General features: G+C 41.2%; 12 protein-coding genes. 10 read left to right on the plus strand and 2 right to left on the minus strand.

Going from position 1 to position 18743, the window contains the following annotated elements; translation table 11 throughout:
• The first annotated feature begins 37 nt into the window (after positions 1–37).
• The 4 genes from OLM34_RS06540 (at position 38) to OLM34_RS06555 (ending at position 6463) form a co-directional block, all read left to right on the plus strand.
• The gene (locus tag OLM34_RS06540; RefSeq protein ID WP_264406052.1) at positions 38–1921 is read left to right on the plus strand and encodes a SusD/RagB family nutrient-binding outer membrane lipoprotein; all 1884 of its coding nucleotides are present in this window, start codon (positions 38–40) and stop codon (positions 1919–1921) included.
• A gap of 116 nt (positions 1922–2037) precedes the next feature.
• Positions 2038–2685, plus strand: coding sequence for a hypothetical protein (locus OLM34_RS06545; RefSeq protein WP_264406053.1), 648 nt, complete (start codon positions 2038–2040; stop codon positions 2683–2685).
• Between the two features lie 17 nt (positions 2686–2702).
• Positions 2703–4115, plus strand: a complete 1413-nt coding sequence (locus tag OLM34_RS06550; protein ID WP_264406054.1) for an alpha-L-fucosidase — start codon at positions 2703–2705, stop codon at positions 4113–4115.
• Positions 4112–6463: a glycoside hydrolase family 3 N-terminal domain-containing protein gene (locus OLM34_RS06555; protein WP_264406055.1), complete on the plus strand. Its 2352-nt coding sequence runs from the start codon at positions 4112–4114 to the stop codon at positions 6461–6463. The genes OLM34_RS06550 and OLM34_RS06555 overlap by 4 nt, the downstream gene beginning before the upstream one ends.
• A gap of 58 nt (positions 6464–6521) precedes the next feature.
• Here the strand turns inward: OLM34_RS06555 and ppk1 are convergent, their stop codons facing one another.
• Positions 6522–8597, minus strand: coding sequence for a polyphosphate kinase 1 (gene ppk1, locus OLM34_RS06560; protein WP_264406057.1), 2076 nt, complete (start codon positions 8595–8597; stop codon positions 6522–6524).
• Between the two features lie 108 nt (positions 8598–8705).
• Between ppk1 and OLM34_RS06565 the strand changes: the two genes are divergently transcribed.
• A complete protein-coding gene (locus tag OLM34_RS06565) occupies positions 8706–9203 on the plus strand; it encodes a metallophosphoesterase family protein (RefSeq protein WP_264406059.1) in 498 nt (165 codons plus the stop codon).
• Between the two features lie 84 nt (positions 9204–9287).
• On the opposite strand, the gene OLM34_RS06570 is transcribed toward OLM34_RS06565, so the two are convergent.
• A complete protein-coding gene (locus OLM34_RS06570) occupies positions 9288–9917 on the minus strand; it encodes a LysE family translocator (protein WP_264406061.1) in 630 nt (209 codons plus the stop codon).
• 151 nt (positions 9918–10068) lie between these two features.
• Between OLM34_RS06570 and purL the strand changes: the two genes are divergently transcribed.
• The 5 genes from purL (at position 10069) to OLM34_RS06595 (ending at position 18630) form a co-directional block, all read left to right on the plus strand.
• The gene (gene purL, locus OLM34_RS06575) at positions 10069–13764 is read left to right on the plus strand and encodes a phosphoribosylformylglycinamidine synthase (protein WP_264406063.1); all 3696 of its coding nucleotides are present in this window, start codon (positions 10069–10071) and stop codon (positions 13762–13764) included.
• Between the two features lie 26 nt (positions 13765–13790).
• The gene (locus tag OLM34_RS06580; RefSeq protein ID WP_264406066.1) at positions 13791–14192 is read left to right on the plus strand and encodes an acyl-CoA thioesterase; all 402 of its coding nucleotides are present in this window, start codon (positions 13791–13793) and stop codon (positions 14190–14192) included.
• A 37-nt stretch (positions 14193–14229) separates the two neighbouring features.
• A complete protein-coding gene (gene dprA, locus OLM34_RS06585; protein ID WP_264406068.1) occupies positions 14230–15342 on the plus strand; it encodes a DNA-processing protein DprA in 1113 nt (370 codons plus the stop codon).
• Positions 15343–15502: 160 nt separating this feature from the next.
• Positions 15503–16513: a recombinase RecA gene (gene recA, locus OLM34_RS06590; RefSeq protein ID WP_264406070.1), complete on the plus strand. Its 1011-nt coding sequence runs from the start codon at positions 15503–15505 to the stop codon at positions 16511–16513.
• A 128-nt stretch (positions 16514–16641) separates the two neighbouring features.
• Entirely contained in the window at positions 16642–18630 is a 1989-nt protein-coding gene (locus OLM34_RS06595; protein ID WP_264406072.1) for a DUF4954 family protein, read from the plus strand.
• Positions 18631–18743: the final 113 nt, after the last annotated feature.

Genomic DNA, 18743 nt, shown 5'->3' on the forward strand with positions numbered 1-18743 from the left:
TAAGGTTTAATGAATCACTATATAAATTGAATGTAAAATGAAAAAAATAAAATACTTATTGACGATAATTTTGAGCTGCTTGTTAGTAGTGGGAACGAGTTGTCGCGACGATATGGCAGATATCAATACAAATCCGTCACAAGTTGTAAAAGGTAATATTCCCTATCTTTTTGCTCAAGCGGTTATCGAATTTGAACCATCGGGTTATCTTTATTGGTTTTATAATGCAGCGATGACCTATCGATGGGGACAGATGGGAGTCCCAACCGGCGGATTTACTTCTACCTATACGGAAACTACTGCTACTGGTGATCAAGGATATCAATATATTCGGGTTTTGAATTATGCGCGTGATATCCAACACCTGAGATCGACAATGTCGGAAGAGGAGTCGGCAAAGTATGCCAGTCTCTCAGCATGTGTGGATATCCTTACCGTTTATTTGGGAATTTTTGACAGTGACATGTATGGGGATCGTCCTTTCACTGAAGCTTCCATGGCTCGTTATGGAGGGACGCTAACGCCGAAATACGATAAAATAGAAGACTTATATACCTTATGGGTGGGTATGCTGGATAATGCCATTACAACGTTGACTACCGCCGAAAATCAAATTTTTCCTCATACACAGGATGTTATTTATAATGGGGATGTCTCCAAATGGGCTAAATTGGCCAACTCTTTGAAGTTGAAGATTGCTGTCAGATTACTTTCGCAGAAAAAAGAACAAGCGCTGACGATTGCTTCGGATGTGGCTGCTGCTTCTTGTGGCGTTCTGGATGGTAGAGACGATGATTTTCTTTTCAATAAAGCTAATGCTATAGCTAAAGATGATGGGGACAAAGTTTACCATTGGAATCAAACCTTTTTAACCGGTATGGCATCGAGTCAGAGAGTGGTAAATTTTATGTTGAGAAATAAAGATCCACGGGTGCGCTTCTTTTATCGGAAAAATGAGTGGAATTCAAAGATTGTTCAGGGATTTTTTGACGCCGATAAGAATATTCCCGCCTATATTCTCGAAAATGTGAATTATTCTGTTGTTGACGGCAAAAAGAAATTCGAATCTTGGAAAGGATTAGGTGAACCATGGGTGAGATATTATGGTTTGCCTGTTGAAATGGATGCCGGAAATAATGTTGCTTATGCCGATTATTTCGATTATGCCAACAGATGTAGATTAACCAACGAACGAGCTGCTTACATGCCTTTTTCTCAATTCCAGCAGGAAATGATTATTGGAAGATATGACTTTACGCTTCCAACACTACCCGGAGATCCGATTATTCAAGATACAGAAGATGTTCCATGGTATGGAATGTACATGTCGACAGCGGAGGTAAATTTGTATTTGGCCGAATTCAAATTATTGGGAGCCAATCTCCCCAAAACTGCTGAAGAATATTTTAATAAAGGGGTTAGGGCCTCGGTTGAAGAATACGATCGACTGGCGTCTTTGAACAAAATTCCCTATTATGGGAAAACCTACGATTATGATCCTAATGAAAAAGTGATCGATCTTAAAGCAGGAGAAATTGAAGCCATGTTGACTAATACGGATTATCAATTGACCGGTAATACGACATCTGATCTTGAGAAAGTTTATGTTCAACAGTTGATTCATTTTACTTTATTTCCCGATGATCAATTTGTTACTGTACGTCGTTCCGGATGTCCCAAAGAGGAGTCTAATCTGATCAGATGGGAAAACTTTTCTCCTCTTGTTCCCAATAATGCTATTCCGCGTCGTTTTGAAGTCCCTGCTCCTTCACCTACAGATAAGATGTATCAAATATTATTAGATTCTTATCGATCGCAAGGGTTTACTCCGGGTTCAAATCAACCGGGTACGTTGTTGAATTCCGAAAGAGTTTGGCAGGATAAAGGTGCTCCTCAATTTGGAGAAGGTCCCAAACAATAAAGTTATATGATTTCTTTTATAAATCAGGGCTGATAAAAAATCGGCTCTGATTTTTTTGTTTAGTGCCTAATGATTATTTTTGTGTCATGCATTAAGTTATTAATTTTTGATAATCGATGAGCAAAAAAATTAAATATCTTCTTTTAATAATCTTGACATGTTGTTCGTTTGTTTTAAATGCACAGAAAAAGCGTGTTTTCCTTTTTGAGGAATACACAAATGGATCGGTACTTCTCAAAAATGGGTCAAAAGTATCCGTCTTGCTTAATTATGATGCTTCAAACCGTAAAATGATGTTTAAACAGGATAATATGGAATTGATTCTGGTTAATGGTGATCAGATTGATACGGTTTATATCGACAATAGGAAGTTTGTCCCGATCGGAGATAGTTTTAGAGAAGTTGTTTCACTCGAAAATGGATTGGTTTTTATTGATTGGTCATTGAAAAATGCATACAGAGGATATAAAGGAGCTTATGGTCAACTATCTCAGGCTAAAGTTGAGGTCATCAATACAGCCGAATTGACCCATGATCTATATGAAAATCAATATGCTGAAGTTTATGAACTAAAAAATGCGAATGCGTATGAATTTTATCATAAAGGTCGATTTGTAAGATGTAAGAAAATGAAAGATGTTCTAAAGGTATTTCCCGGTCAGAAAGATTCCATTCAACTTTATATAAAAAAAGAAAGAATTAACTTCAGTAATGTTACAGATGCATTGAAACTCATTGACTATTGCTTAGGCTTTAAATTATAGTGTTAATAAAGAGTAAAATGAAGGATTTTTTAAAAATATTCAACATATTCGTGCTTGTGGCACTGTTTTCAATAGGACAAACGGATGCACAAGATGGATTTGTCCATAGTTATTCGTCGGAATACGAATATCCGGAGGAAAAAAATATACGTGAAAAATTGGAAGAATGGCAGGATTTGAAATTCGGCGTGTTGTTTCATTGGGGATTATACTCCGTTCCCGGTATTGTTGAGTCTTGGTCGATTTGCTCGGAGGATGTGGATTGGATTTCTCGCGACAGTACCGTAGCTTATGACGAGTACAAAAGACAATATTGGCAATTGATCGATCAATTTAATCCTACGCGATTTAATCCCGAACAATGGGCGCGCGTAACGAAAGAGGGCGGCATGAAATACATGATCTTTACGACCAAACATCATGACGGTTTTAATTTGTTTGATACCAAACAGACGGATTTTTCTATCCTGCATGGTGCTTTTAAGGATGATCCTCGGGCAGACGTTACCAACTATATTCTGAATGCGTTTCGCGAACAGGATTTTATGGTGGGAACTTATTTTTCGAAACCCGATTGGCATTGCGAATACTATTGGTGGCCAATGTTTGCCACACCGGACAGAAACGTAAATTATAAAATAGAGCGGCATCCCTGGCGGTGGGAAAAATTTCAGGAATTTACCTATAATCAGATCCACGAATTGATGACCAATTATGGCGATATCGATATTTTGTGGTTGGACGGCGGTTGGGTGAGAGCTCCCAAACAAGATATAAAGATGGACGAAATTGCCAAGATGGCACGTAGATCTCAACCGAATCTTTTGATTGTCGATCGTACGGTTCATGGCAAAAACGAAAATTACCTGACGCCGGAAAGATCTATTCCCGAGCAACAATTGCCTATTCCGTGGGAAAGCTGCATTCCTCTCAGCAGTGATTGGGGATGGACACCTCAGGCAAAATTCAAGTCGGCTGACGAGGTGACAAAATTGCTTATTGAAGTGGTGGCAAAAGGCGGTAATTTGTTGTTGGGTGTCGGTCCTACTCCCGAAGGAATTATTCAACCCGAAGTGGTTGCACGATTGAAAGAAATTGGCGAATGGCTCGATGTCAACGGTAAAGCCATTTATCATACCCGTATTACACCTGTTTACAAAAGCGGGAATGTTTGGTTTACGGCCGACAAAGACGGGGAAACGCTGTACGCTTTTTATGTTCCCACTGAATCGGAAACGGAGAAAGCAAATTCTGTTTTCATCGAATGGAAAGATAATATTCCCCGGAAGGGATCATCGATGGTATTGTTAAAAACGGAACAAAAAGTAAAATGGAAACAGACGGGCAACACAATTAGGGTTTATCCTCCAAAAGATGTGTTGAAAAAGAATGAAATATTGGTTTTCTCCTTTAAAAACAATAATAGATGAGATTTAGAATTGTTCTGACCATAATTGCCTTCTCCTTTGTTTTTCGCGGGATAGCTCAGTCGTTTGAAAAGCCTTTATATAAGAATCCGAATGCGCCTGCAGAAAATAGAGTAAAAGATCTGTTGGGCAGAATGACATTGGCTGAAAAAATAGGACAGCTGTGTTGCCCGTTAGGATGGGAGATGTATACTAAAGCAGGCGAGAAACATGTTCAACCTTCGGCAAAATTTATCGAACAAATGGATATAATGCCCGTGGGTGCATTTTGGGCAACTTTGCGTGCCGATCCTTGGACTAAAAAGACGTTGAAAACCGGTTTGAACCCCGAATTGGCCGCACATACGTTGAATGGCTTGCAAAAATATGCAGTTGAAAACACACGATTGGGAATACCGATTTTTTTTGCCGAAGAGTGTGTGCATGGACATATGGCAATTGGTACTACGGTATTTCCTACGGGAATCGGTTTGGCATCGACCTGGAATCGTGAGTTGATCAAGGAAGTAGGGTCGGTTATCGGGTTGGAAGCCCGATTGCAAGGAGCCCATATCGGTTATGGCCCTGTGTTGGATGTGGCGAGAGAACCCCGATGGTCGCGAATGGAAGAAACATTTGGTGAAGATCCCGTGTTGAGTGGAATTTTAGGCAGCGCTTTTGTGAAGGGAATGCAGGGTGGGGATATTGCCGATGGGAAACATGTATATTCCACTCTCAAACATTTTGCAGCATACGGAATCCCTGTTGGTGGACACAATGGACAAAAGGCATTGGTCGGCACAAGGGAATTGTTTTCCGATTATTTGTTGCCTTTTAAAATGGCAATCGATTCCGGCGCTCAAACCATCATGACTTCCTACAATTCGATTGACGGTATTCCATGTACATCAAACCGTTTTTTATTGACAGATGTTTTGCGAAATCAATGGCATTTTTCGGGCTTTGTTTTTTCCGATTTGGGAAGTATCGAAGGAATAGCAACTACCCATCGGGTTGCTTCGGATATAAAAAATGCGGCAGCATTGGCTATAAAAGCCGGTGTGGATATGGATTTGGGAGGGAATGCCTTTGGTAAGCACTTGGAGAAAGCGGTTAAAGAAGGATCTGTGTCTATGGCGGATATCGATAGTGCCGTTTGTCGAGTCCTACGTCTGAAATTTAAAATGGGATTGTTTGAAAATCCTTATGTGAATCCCGATTTGGCAAAAAATCAGGTGAGAAATATTCGGCATAAGACCCTTGCCAGGGAAGTAGCTAAGCAAAGCATCATTTTGTTGAAAAACAATGGCATACTGCCTTTATCGAAAAATTTGAAAAGTATTTCCGTGATAGGTCCTAATGCAGATAATGTGTATAATCAGTTAGGCGATTATACCGCTCCACAGGATACCAATCAGGTGATTACTGTTCTTAAAGGGATAAAGCGTGCAGTTTCTCCGACTACTATCGTGAGGTATGCAAAAGGATGTGCCATCAGAGATACAGCACAAAGCAATATAGATGAAGCCGTCAAAATGGCAAAAATGTCGGATGTGGTTGTTCTGGTAGTGGGAGGTTCGAGCGCAAGAGATTTTAAAACGGAATATCTGGATACCGGTGCCGCAGCGGTCAGCAATAAAAAAGAGGAAACGATTCCGGATATGGAATCGGGAGAAGGGTATGACCGGTGTACATTAACTTTACTTGGGGATCAGGAAAAATTGATCAATGCGTTGGCCGAAATTGGGAAACCGTTGATCATCGTGTATATTGCCGGAAGGCCGCTGAATATGAATAATGCTTCTGAAAAAGCAGATGCTTTGTTGACGGCTTGGTATCCCGGAGAGGAAGGAGGGACGGCTGTGGGCGATGTGCTTTTCGGGGATTATAATCCTGCCGGGAGATTGCCGGTTTCGGTTCCTCGTTCGATTGGTCAGCTTCCCGTAAATTATTCCCTGGGTAAACAGGCGGATTACGTTGAAGGGACGAGTTCGCCTTTGTATGCTTTTGGTTACGGATTGAGTTACACCGGTTTTGAATATAGCGATTTATCGATCGATCGACAGGACGATAAAGTACAACTATCTTGTAAGGTAACCAATACAGGATCTTTTGATGGCGATGAAGTGGTGCAGCTTTATGTGAGGGATAACGTGAGTTCGGTTACCACTCCTCCGATCCAATTGAAAGATTTTCAACGAATATTTATCAAAAAAGGAGAAACGGAAGCGATTACCTTTACGTTAACAGCCGATGACCTTTCGCTCTATAATCAACAGATGATGCGGACTGTTGAACCCGGAGAATTTACGGTAATGATAGGTACTGCTTCCAACGATATTCGTTTAAAAGGTATATTTTTCTACAAATAAATAGTTGAAAATACGTTGCTATCTCACCTGGCGAAGTGCACAATAGATAGTATTCCTTTTATTCTTTTGTTTTTCTTTTTAAATATTCGTAAGTAGCTTGTTGGGAACGAACAGGCGGATTGTCATTCTGCTTAAAAACGTTTTGCAGGTTTTCATCAATCCATACAGCGCTTTGGTTATCGGCAAGTTGTATATTGAGGATGTCGATCACTTCCTGTTTCAAGGGTTCCGATAAAATGGGGAATGCTGTCTCTATTCGGCGGTGGAGGTTGCGTTCCATCCAGTCGGCCGAGGTGAGGTACACTTCTTCGTTGCCTTCGTTATAGAAATACCATACGCGGCTATGTTCCAAATAAGCATCCACAATGCGTGTAATGGTGATGTTTTTACTGTAAGGCTGATTTGGAACAAGGCAACAGATGCCCCGTATGATTAAATCGATTTTTACGCCGGCTTCGCTTGCGCGATATAAAGCATCGATCATATCCTTATCTTCGAGGCTGTTCATTTTGAGAATAATTCGCCCCGAACCCCCGTTTTTTGCATGTTCAATTTCGCGATCAATCATTTTTTGTATTGCAGGAAGCATGTTGAATTGGCTTACCAGCAGCCGTTTGAATTCATGGCGGTGAGGCTTTCCCTCCAGAATGTGAAAAATTTCATCGATATCGTTAATGAATTCACTTTGGGAAGTGAGCAATCCTTTATCGGAATATATACGTGCGGTTTTTTCATTAAAATTGCCGGTGCTTAAATAAGCGTATCCTTTGAACGGATGGTCGGGATCGTTGCTTTTTCGGCGCACGTAAGCCAGTTTGGCATGTACTTTTAAGCCGGGAAGGCTGTAAATGATTTTTATTCCCGCTTGTTGCATCAGTTCGGCCGTAACGTAGTTGTTTTCCTCGTCGAAACGGGCTTTCATCTCCACAAATACCGTTACTTTTTTGCCGTTTTTTGCTGCACTGATCAAGCTGTTGACCACCGCGGAATTTTCAGCCACCCGATATTGCGTTACTTTGATTTCGACCACCTTCGGGTCAAAAGCTGCCTGCATGAGAAAACGTAATACATAGTCGAAAGATTGGTACGGGAAATGTAGAAGTATGTCTTGCCGCCGTAAAACGCTCAGAATGGAATTATCGGTTTCGAGTATCGGTACACGCAGTGGCGGAGGAAGTTGGCGCTTGAGCTTGTCGCCAACCGGATTGGGAAGTTCGGCCAGCTCGGCCAGATTCAGGTAGCGTCCCGAGGGTAGAAGTTCCTCTTCTTCAATTTCGTAGGTGTCGCACAAGTATCTAAGAAAATAAGGAGGCATATTTCGGTCGTATTGAAAACGGGTTACGGCTCCTATTTTTCGTTTACGCACCTTTTTGAGTATTTTCTCGGCAATGTCTTTCTGATCTTCATCGTCTAACGAAAAATCGGCATCGCGCGATATTTTTATGCTGTAGCAATCGATGATATCATATCCCGGGAACACGCTTTGCAGATTGGCTTTAATAATATCTTCGATAAACATGATATAATAGAAACCTTCGTGAGGCGGGAGTTCTATAAATCGAGGCAATCGCGTGTACGGAATTTTCATGATGGCATAGGTGTAGCGGGCTTTCTGATTTTCCGATTTTCTTTTTCTCTTCCGCTGAAGACTAATTACAAGATAAATGCGTCCATCCTGAATAAAGGAATGAATGCCGTTTTTCTGGATTATCATCGGTTGAAGATAAGGGAATACTTCTTCGTTGAAATATTTCTCTACAAACGTTTTATGAAAAGGTTCTACTCTGTCGGTTTGATAAAGGATGATATGATTTTTTTTGAGCTCGGGTAATATCCTGTCGTGAAAAATTCGGTAATATTCTTCTTCTTGTGCCGTAACCTCTTTATTGATTTCAGTCAGTATCCGTAATGCTTCTTTTGTTGCATTGTCATCTTTGATACTTTTCAGCAGAGTGTTGTGGTAACCCGATACGCGTATTTTGTAGAATTCTTCGAGGTTTGATGAATAAATGGAAAGAAATTTAATGCGCTCGTAAACCGGCAATCGTTCGTCTTTTGCCTCGAGCAATACACGGTAGTTAAACGACAGCCAGCTTAAATCACGGTTAAAATATCGATAGTTAGAAACATCCATACCAGAATGGTTTTAAAGGTCTTATAGAAAAGTTTTAAAGGCTTTGTACAAAAATAGTGAAATAACTTCAATAAAAAACAGTAATTTTGCTTGAATAAAAAAATTGTGATGAAGAAAATAGGTTTACTCTCCGATACGCATAATTATTGGGATGAGCGATACGAAACGTATTTTGCCGAGTGCGATGAAATATGGCATGCTGGAGATATCGGTTCGTTGGAATTGGCAAACAGGTTTGAAGCACTAAAGCCTTTTCGTGCCGTGCACGGTAATATCGATGATCATTATATTCGCTATACTTATCCCCAACAGCTTCGGTTCACATTGGAGGATGTGGATGTGTTGATGACGCATATCGGAGGGTATCCGGGAAAATACGATCCATCTGTTCGCTCTCTCCTGTATGCCGATCCTCCTAAACTCTTTGTATGTGGGCATTCTCACATTCTTCGGGTAATGTACGATAAAAAATTACAGATGCTCTGTATGAATCCCGGTGCCGCAGGAAAATACGGCATTCATCAGGTGAGAACACTTTTGCGGTTTGTGCTTGATGCAGGAGATATCCGCGATCTTGAAGTGATTGAGCTTGGGAAAAACAATTAGTTTCAGGTAAAAAGTCAACGATTGTTACGACAAAAAAAAACAAAGACAAGGGATGAAGTCGAAACGTAACGAATGGAAGATCACTCAGAAAATGGTCGTACCGATTCCTCCCAAACCGAATATCATCAAGATGCTCCCCACAATGCGATTGAGCATGATCAGCCCTTTTCGGTTAAAATATTTTCTAAGTCGCGAAACAAACAGGGTGATGAAAATCCACCACGACAACGCCCCCACTGCTATTGAGACAATTCCGGCTATTATGGAAAAAGCACCTTCTGCTAGCGGATTGAATTGAAAGCGGGCATATAGTGTGATAAATACGAGGATAATGGCTACATTGGAAAAAGTAAGCAGAAAAGAGGAAATAAAATCTTTCATATAACGGGTCTCCTCCATTTTTAGGCGTGGTGTCCATCCTTTCAACGGATTTGAACGGAATACACCGAATCCGAAAAGCAATAGAACAATGCTCCCCACAAGTTGGATTGTTGTTTCGTTTTTAGACAAAAAATCGGAGGCCATACCCATTCCTATTAACGTGATGATGGCATAAGTAAGATCGGAAAGCATGGCTCCCATCCCGGTAGCAAAGCCGTGCTTCCAACCCCGGTTTAATGTACGTTGAATGCACAGCATGTTTATCGGGCCCATGGGTGAAGCAACGAATAATCCTATAACAAAACCTTTGACGATGATTTCGCCTAACGACATTTTTCCCTAGCTCTGGTTTCGTTTGCCAAAGATACATGCAATTATCGTTACATACAAAAAGAGATTTAAATTCTCATATTCGTTCTCTTTTCATTAACTTTGCATTTTAAATAGTTACTTTCATTTGTTTCAACCTAAAAAGTAAATAATAATGATCGTTTTTTTCAGAACCGCTTCCCGACATATTATTGCTGTCGAGACTTCCATGCCTTTTTCTGAGGAATCAGCCCAACGTTTGAAATGGCTCTTTGGAAATGCAGAAATGCTCGATTCTGTCGAGATTGACGAACGATTTATAGGTCCGCGACGCGAAATGATTACTCCGTGGAGTACGTGCGCCGTGGAAATTACACAAAACATGGGCATAAAGGGAATTACCCGCATCGAAGAATTTATTCCTGCAAATGATGACGGCGAATATGATCCGATGTTGCAACATAGGTATGAAAAACTCGATCAGAAAATTTATACGATCGATAAAGTGCCTGACCCGATTATCTATATCGACGACATTGCGGCTTATAATGAGAAAGAAGGCCTGGCCTTGAGTGATGAAGAGATCGCGTATTTGAATGCACTGAGTAAGAAAATGAACCGAAAACTTACCGATAGCGAGGTTTTCGGATTTTCCCAAGTCAATTCAGAGCATTGTCGCCACAAGATTTTCAATGGAAAATTTATTATCGATGGAGAAGAAAAAGAGAGTTCACTTTTTCAACTCATCAAAAAAACTTCTCGGGTTAATCCCAATAAGTTGGTTTCGGCCTATAAAGATAATGTGGCTTTTGTTGAGGGACCGGCGATTGAGCAGTTTGCACCTGCCAATCCCGAACAACCGGATTTTTTCTTTACAAAAAATATCGAGAGTGTACTTTCGTTGAAAGCCGAAACGCATAATTTCCCCACGACAGTAGAGCCATTTAATGGTGCTGCTACCGGGACAGGGGGAGAAATTCGTGACCGGTTGGCCGGTGGTAAGGGTTCGCTTCCATTGGCCGGTACGGCTATTTACATGACTTCGTATCCACGGTTGGAAGACGATCGTCCATGGGAAAACACCCTCCCTCCCCGTAAATGGCTTTACCGCACTCCCGAGCAGATTCTGATTAAAGCGTCAGATGGTGCATCCGATTTTGGGAACAAATTTGGGCAACCACTGATTTGCGGTTCGTTGTTGACGTTTGAACATGCGGAAAATGATAAGAAATTCGGTTACGATAAGGTTATCATGCTTGCTGGAGGTGTTGGCTATGCTAATAAGCGCGATGCATTGAAGGGGAAACCGCAACCCGGCGAAAAAATCGTAATGCTGGGCGGGGACAACTATCGTATCGGTATGGGTGGAGGAGCCGTTTCGTCGGTGAATACAGGCGAATATTCGGCAGGTATTGAATTGAATGCCGTACAACGTGCCAATCCCGAAATGCAAAAACGGGTATCGAATGTCATTCGTGCATTGGTGGAATCCGATGAAAACCCCATTGTTTCCATTCACGATCATGGTGCAGGAGGACATTTGAATTGTTTTTCAGAATTGGTAGAGGAAACAGGAGGCCGAATTGAAATGGATAAGCTGCCCATCGGGGATCCAACGCTCTCTGCAAAAGAAATTATCGGGAACGAAAGTCAGGAACGCATGGGGTTGCTTTCCGAGCAAAAAGACATTGAGCGTCTTGAGCGCATTTCGTCGCGCGAACGCTCGCCGATGTATGTGGTTGGTGAAACGACAGATAACAAACGCCTTACTTTTGTACAAGCCGATGGGACTTGCCCTATCGATATGGATCTGAGTGATTTCTTCGGAAAACCGCCGGTTACCATTATGAAGGATACCACAATTGAAGAGAAATATGCTCCTGCAGAATATGATGTGGAAAAACTGGATACTTATCTTGAAAATGTGTTGAGGTTGGAGGAAATTGCTTGCAAAGATTGGCTTACCAACAAAGTCGATCGGTCTGTAACGGGTAAAGTGGCACGTCAGCAATGTCAGGGAAAAATCCAGCTTCCGTTGAGTGACCTCGGTGCGGTTGCTCTCGATTATAAAGGAAGAGAAGGGATAGCCACTTCCATTGGCCATGCGCCTCAGGTGGCTTTGATTGACGCGGCTGCCGGTTCGGTGATGGCTGTTGCCGAGGCGCTAACCAATATTGTTTTTGCTCCGCTTGCTGAAGGATTGAAAAGTGTATCGCTCAGTGCCAATTGGATGTGGCCGTGTCGTAATCCCGGTGAAGATGCGCGTTTATATAAGGCGGTGGAGGCTTGTTCGGATTTTGTTTGCAAGTTGGGAATTAATATTCCGACGGGAAAAGATTCGTTGTCCATGACGCAAAAATATGGCGACGATAAAGTTCTTGCTCCGGGTACCGTAATTATTTCTGCTGCGGGAGAGGTAAAGAATATTCGCAAAATTGTTTCTCCCACATTGGCGTATATCAAAGGGACCTATATTTATTATATCGCTTTTTCTTCGGATACCTTAAAACTTGGAGGTTCGGCATTCGCGCAGACCATGGGCAAAGTTGGCGATGAAGCGCCAACGGTACCTGATGCCGAGTATTTTAAGCAGGCCTTTGCTGCAGTTCAGGAACTTGTTGATCGGGGACTGATTTTGGCCGGGCACGACATTTCGGCAGGGGGGATGATTACGGCTATGCTCGAAATGTGTTTTGCCAACACGAAAGGTGGATTGGAAGCCCGGCTGGATAAAATACCCCAAGAAGACCTTGTCAAGATTCTTTTTGCCGAAAATCCGGCTATCCTCATACAGGTAAAACACCGTCATTTGGTAGATAAAATTTTGAATGATTACGGCGTGGCTTCTTTTATTGTTGCCCGCCCCATAAAAGATCGTTCTCTTGTCATAAAAAAAGATGGATTTGGCAAAGAATTCGACATTGAAAAGCTGCGCGATGTATGGTACAAAACATCTTATTTGTTGGACCGCAAGCAAAGCGGTGAATATTGTGCAAACGAACGATATGAAAATTATAAGGAGCAGCCTTTAAAATTTGAAATTCCCGCAACTTTCACGGGTAAATTTGAAGATTTGGGATTGAATCCCGACAGAAAAGACAAATCGGGAATCACTGCGGCAATTATTCGTGAAAAAGGAACGAATGGAGAACGTGAAATGGCCTATGCACTTTATCTTGCCGGTTTCGACGTGAAGGATGTGCATATGACCGATCTCATTTCGGGACGCGAAACGTTGGAAGATGTTCAAATGGCTGTATTTTGCGGAGGATTTTCCAATGCTGATGTGCTGGGTTCTGCCAAAGGTTGGGCAGGAGCTTTTCTCTATAACGAAAAAGCGAATAAAGCATTGAAAAATTTCTATGCGCGCCAAGATACCTTGAGTTTGGGTATATGCAATGGCTGTCAGCTCATGATGGAGCTTGGTTTGGTATATCCCGAAATGGGGGATGCTCATCCGAAGATGAACCATAATATCTCCCATAAATTCGAATCTGCATTTGTGAGTGTGGAAATTCCCAAAAACGAGTCGGTAATGTTGAAATCGCTCGAAGGGTATAAATTGGGAGTGTGGCTTGCACATGGGGAAGGGCGTTTTGAGCTGCCGTATCCGGAATCGGAATATGCCATTGCGGCAAAGTATATTTACAGTGAATATCCGGGTAATCCCAACGGATCGGATTATGCTACGGCAGCTGTATGTTCCAAAGACGGACGTCATCTGGCTATGATGCCCCATCCCGAACGAACCATTTTCCCTTGGCAAAATGCATATTATCCTTTCGAATATCGTAAGCATGATGTTACACCCTGGATGGAAGCATTTGTAAATGCACGAAAATGGCTTAAAGCAAAAAAGGAAGGGGAATAAGGGTTTGTTGAAATTAATCGAAATTAATGAGATCATATATTTTTGAATATAAGATGAAAGTCCGCGACTACGAATGCGATGCTCAAGGGTATGTTAACAATGCCAATTATCAGCATTATTTTGAAGTTGCGCGGCATGAATTTATGGGGAAACACGGGCTCAATTTTTATGATTTGACAAAAAATGGGATAGATGCAGTGGTTTCTCATGTTGAAATTCGATATAAATCGCCTTTGTTCGGGATGGATGAATTTTCCTGCGCACTTAATATAAAGAAGGAAGGACTCAAATATATTTTTTATCAGGATATTATCCGGTTGCACGATAAGAAATTGTGTGCGAGAGGAAAAGTAGAAGTGGTGTGTCTCATTGACGGTAAATTGTCTCAACCCTGTATTTTCGATGAGGCTTTTAAGGAATATCTGTAGTAGTGATAATTTTCTTTTTTAAAGTAAATATCAATTGATGGCTCTTACTGAAAAATCCATTTATCAGATTGCTCTTACCCAAATAAAGGGGGTAGGGGTCGCGCATGCACGTAATCTGATGCAGGCAGTTGGGGATGAGGAAGCTATCTTTAGAGAGAGTAAGCAAAAGCTGGAATTGGTACCGCGGATTTCAAAACGATTGGTCAATGAAATTCATAACCCGGAAGTTATGAAACGTGCCAAAGAGGAACTGGAATTTGTGGATAAGAATCGCATCAATTTACTCTTTTTTACTTCTGACGAGTATCCCAAACGACTAACTAATTGCGTTGATGCTCCTATACTTCTTTATGCCAAAGGCAATGTCGATTTCAATCGCGAAAAGGTGGTAAGCATTGTTGGAACACGTCATGCCACCAGATATGGATTGGATTTTTGTCGCAAATTTGTAAAAGAACTTTCGGAATTGTTTCCGGATGTATTAATCGTAAGCGGATTGGCTTATGGTATTGACGTTTGTGCACATCGGGCAGCATTACAAAACCAATTGTCTACTGTTGGTGTATTGGGGCACGGATTAGACAGAATTTATCCTGCTGTGCATCGGAAAACGGCTGTAGATATGCTTGAAAGCGGCGCTTTGTTGACAGAATTTCCTTCCGGTACCGAACCGGATAGATTCAATTTTGTCAGGCGAAACCGTATTGTTGCCGGAATGGCTGATGCTGTGGTTATAATCGAATCGGCAGACAAAGGTGGATCGCTTATCACGGCCGATATCGCCAATTCGTATTACCGTGAGGTCTTTGCTGTTCCGGGTCGTACAACCGACAGCATGTCAGTTGGGTGTAACAACCTGATTTCCTCCAATAAAGCTGTTCTTTTACAACGTACTGCCGATTTTATTGAGCAATTGGGCTGGAACACTTCTTCGCAACCTGTTAAACCCAAGCAAAAAGAATTGTTTGTGAACCTTAGCGAAGAGGAAGAAAAAGTTTTGGCTGCTTTGAATAATACGGAATCTTTACATGTAAATTCACTCGCTATTGAGCTCAATATTCCTGTTGCAGAGTTGTTTTTTACCTTATTGGAGCTCGAAATGAAAAATGTGGTGAAAGCCTTGCCGGGCGGAATTTATAAATTGGCATAAGAAATTCGATTATTTTTATAACTTTGAACATTTAAACCCCGACGTAAAGATATTAATAAAAATTATATTCCCTATGGGAGATAAAATTCCCGAAGATTTAGGGGAAATCAAAATAGACAACCAAAATTAATTAGAATACTAATTCATCAAATCAATAAACATGGCAGAAGAAAAAGACATCAACAATGAAAAACTAAAGGCGCTTCGCGCTGCGATGGATAAGATCGAAAAAACGTATGGTAAGGGATCGATCATGAAAATGGGTGACGGAAAGGTAGAAGAAGTTGCCGTTATTTCTTCGGGCTCAATCGGATTAAATGTTGCGCTGGGTGTAGGAGGCTATCCTCGTGGTCGCGTCATCGAAATATTTGGTCCTGAGTCTTCAGGGAAAACTACATTGGCCATTCATGCTATTGCCGAAGCTCAAAAAGCGGGAGGAGTTGCCGCTTTTATTGATGCCGAACATGCTTTTGATCGTTTTTATGCTGAGCAGTTGGGTGTGGATATCGAAAATTTGCTTATTTCACAACCCGATAGTGGCGAGCAAGCTTTGGAAATTGCCGAGCAACTTATCCGATCTTCGGCTGTAGATATTGTGGTCATCGATTCAGTGGCTGCTCTTACGCCGAGAGCAGAACTTGAGGGGGATATGGGTGACTCAAAAATGGGATTACAGGCACGATTGATGTCGCAAGCTTTACGAAAACTTACAGCGGCTATCAGTAAAACGAACACAACGTGTATATTTATTAATCAACTTCGTGAGAAAATTGGTGTTATGTTTGGCAATCCGGAAACCACTACCGGTGGTAATGCATTGAAGTTTTATGCTTCGGTGCGGCTCGATATCCGCCGTATTGGAGCATTGAAAGACGGCGATGAGATCTCCGGCAGCCAAACACGCGTGAAGGTGGTGAAAAACAAGGTCGCTCCTCCTTTTCGAAAAGCCGAATTCGATATTATCTACGGCGAGGGCATTTCACGTGAAGGGGAAATCGTCGACCTCGGCTCGGACTTGGGGATCATAAAAAAAAGCGGTTCGTGGTACAGCTACAACGATACTAAACTCGGACAAGGTAGGGATGCCGCTAAAAATATGATAAAAGATAATCCCGAATTAGGGGAGGAGTTGGAAAAGCTGATTTTTCAAGCATTGAAAACCAAGAAATAAATGACAAACGAGATTCAAAAATACCGAATCTCGTTTTTTTATTTCTTTATATAGCAAGATGCATTTCTTTTTTATTCGCTTTTTTGAATCCTGCAATATTTAATTATTTATTTTATTTTGATTTGATTATGAAAGATTATCGGCATCTCTCTCCATCTGAAATTGATACCTTGAAAAAAAACGGTTGTACTCACCACGATTGGTCTCTTGTTTGGGTCAAAGAGAATTTTAAGCCTGATTATATTCGCGACACTGTATTTTCAGGGGAAATTAAGTTAGGCGTTTTGGAAAATGTTTTTTTTCTGGAAGGCGGTATAAAAAAACACGCTTGCATAAACCGTGCGGTAATCCACCATTGCGAAATCGGAGACAATGTGGTCATCGAGAATGTTCAGAATTATATTGCCAACTATTGCATTGGCGATAATTGTTTTATTCAAAATGTGGATGTTATTTTGGTAGAAGGGAGAACAACATTTGGAAATGGGTTGAAAGTAAACGTGTTAAATGAAACGGGAGGGAGAGAAGTTCATATTACCGATAAATTATCGGCACATTTTGCCTACATTTATTCCTTATATCGTCATCGTCCGAAACTTATCGACCGGATGAAAGGTATTATCGATTTTTACAGTGAGAAACATGCGTCGGATAGGGGAACAATTGGCAACAATTGCGTGATCGTAAATGTGGGATATATTAAAAATGTGAGGATTGGTGCGTTTTGTAAAATAACCGGGACTATGAAATTGAAAAACGGGAGTATCAATAGTAATAAAGAGGCACCTGTTCACATTGGGAGGAATGTGATAGCACGTGACTTCATCGTATCTTCGGGCTCGCGGGTAGATGGGGGAACGATTATCGAACGCTGTTTTATTGGTCAAGCCTGTCATTTGGATCATGGTTATTCGGCTTCCGATTCGCTGTTTTTTAGCAATTGCCAGGGTGAGAATGGCGAAGCATGTGCTGTGTTTGCCGGTCCTTATACCGTAACGCATCATAAATCAACCTTGCTTATTGCGGGGATGTTTTCATTTATGAATGCAGGATCGGGCTCTAATCAGAGTAATCATATGTATAAACTGGGGCCGATCCACCAAGGTATTGTGGAACGGGGAGCCAAGACTACCAGTGATTCTTATGTGTTGTGGCCCGCTAAAGTAGGTCCCTTTTCGCTCATCCTGGGAAGACATTATAAACATTCCGATACCTCAAACCTGCCCTTTTCGTATTTAATTGAAAAAGACAATACCACATATGTGGCACCTGCGGTCAACCTGCGGAGTGTAGGTACGATACGCGATGCCAAAAAATGGCCGGAACGCGATAGAAGAACAGATCCTCATCGGCTCGATTTTATTAATTTCAATCTGTTGAGTCCTTATACGATTCAAAAAGTGTTTGAAGGAATCAGAATATTGAAACATCTTCAACATACTTCGGGCGAAGCATCGGAAATTTTCACTTACCAGAGTTGTATCATTACCAAATCGGCTCTCAAAAGAGGATTGGAATTATACTATATTGTTGTGCATAAGTTCTTGGGAAATTCGCTAATAAAAAGGTTAGAGAAAACACCTTTTAAAAGCAATGAAGAAATAAGGAACCAACTGAAACCCACTACCGATATCGGATTGGGTGAGTGGATCGATCTTTCGGGATTGATTGCTCCCAAATCTGAAATCGATCTTTTGCTTAATCGGATTGAAAATGAAGAAATAACCACTTTGGAAGAAATAAACAATGAGTTTAAGCGACTTCATGAAAATTATTACGAGTATGAATGGACCTGGGCATGGGAGAAAATCCGGGAATTTTATGAGGTTACGGAGGAAACCATCACAGCTCAGAATGTTATCCGCATTGTTGAAAAATGGAAAGAAAGCGTGATTAAACTGGATGAGATGATATATGACGATGCAAAAAAAGAATTTTCATTATCATTTAAAACAGGTTTTGGTGCCGATGGAGATATTCAGGAACAGGAACTGGATTTTGAATATGTGCGGGGTGTGTTTGATAAAAACCCTTTCGTGATGGCTACCTTACAACATATTGAAGAAAAAAGAGCATTGGGAAATGAACTTATTGATAGAATAAAAAGCATAAAATAAACAAGCTGTACTCATGAGTAAGAAATATTTTGTATTTTTGTTTCCTCTCTTCAAATGAAATGAAACCAATTTTCTTACATATCTTTTATGTATATTGTTGTTGATCATTTTTC

It is taken from the genome of Anaerorudis cellulosivorans, from assembly GCF_025943985.1.
GTDB classification, from domain to species: Bacteria; Bacteroidota; Bacteroidia; order Bacteroidales; family Dysgonomonadaceae; genus Anaerorudis; species Anaerorudis cellulosivorans.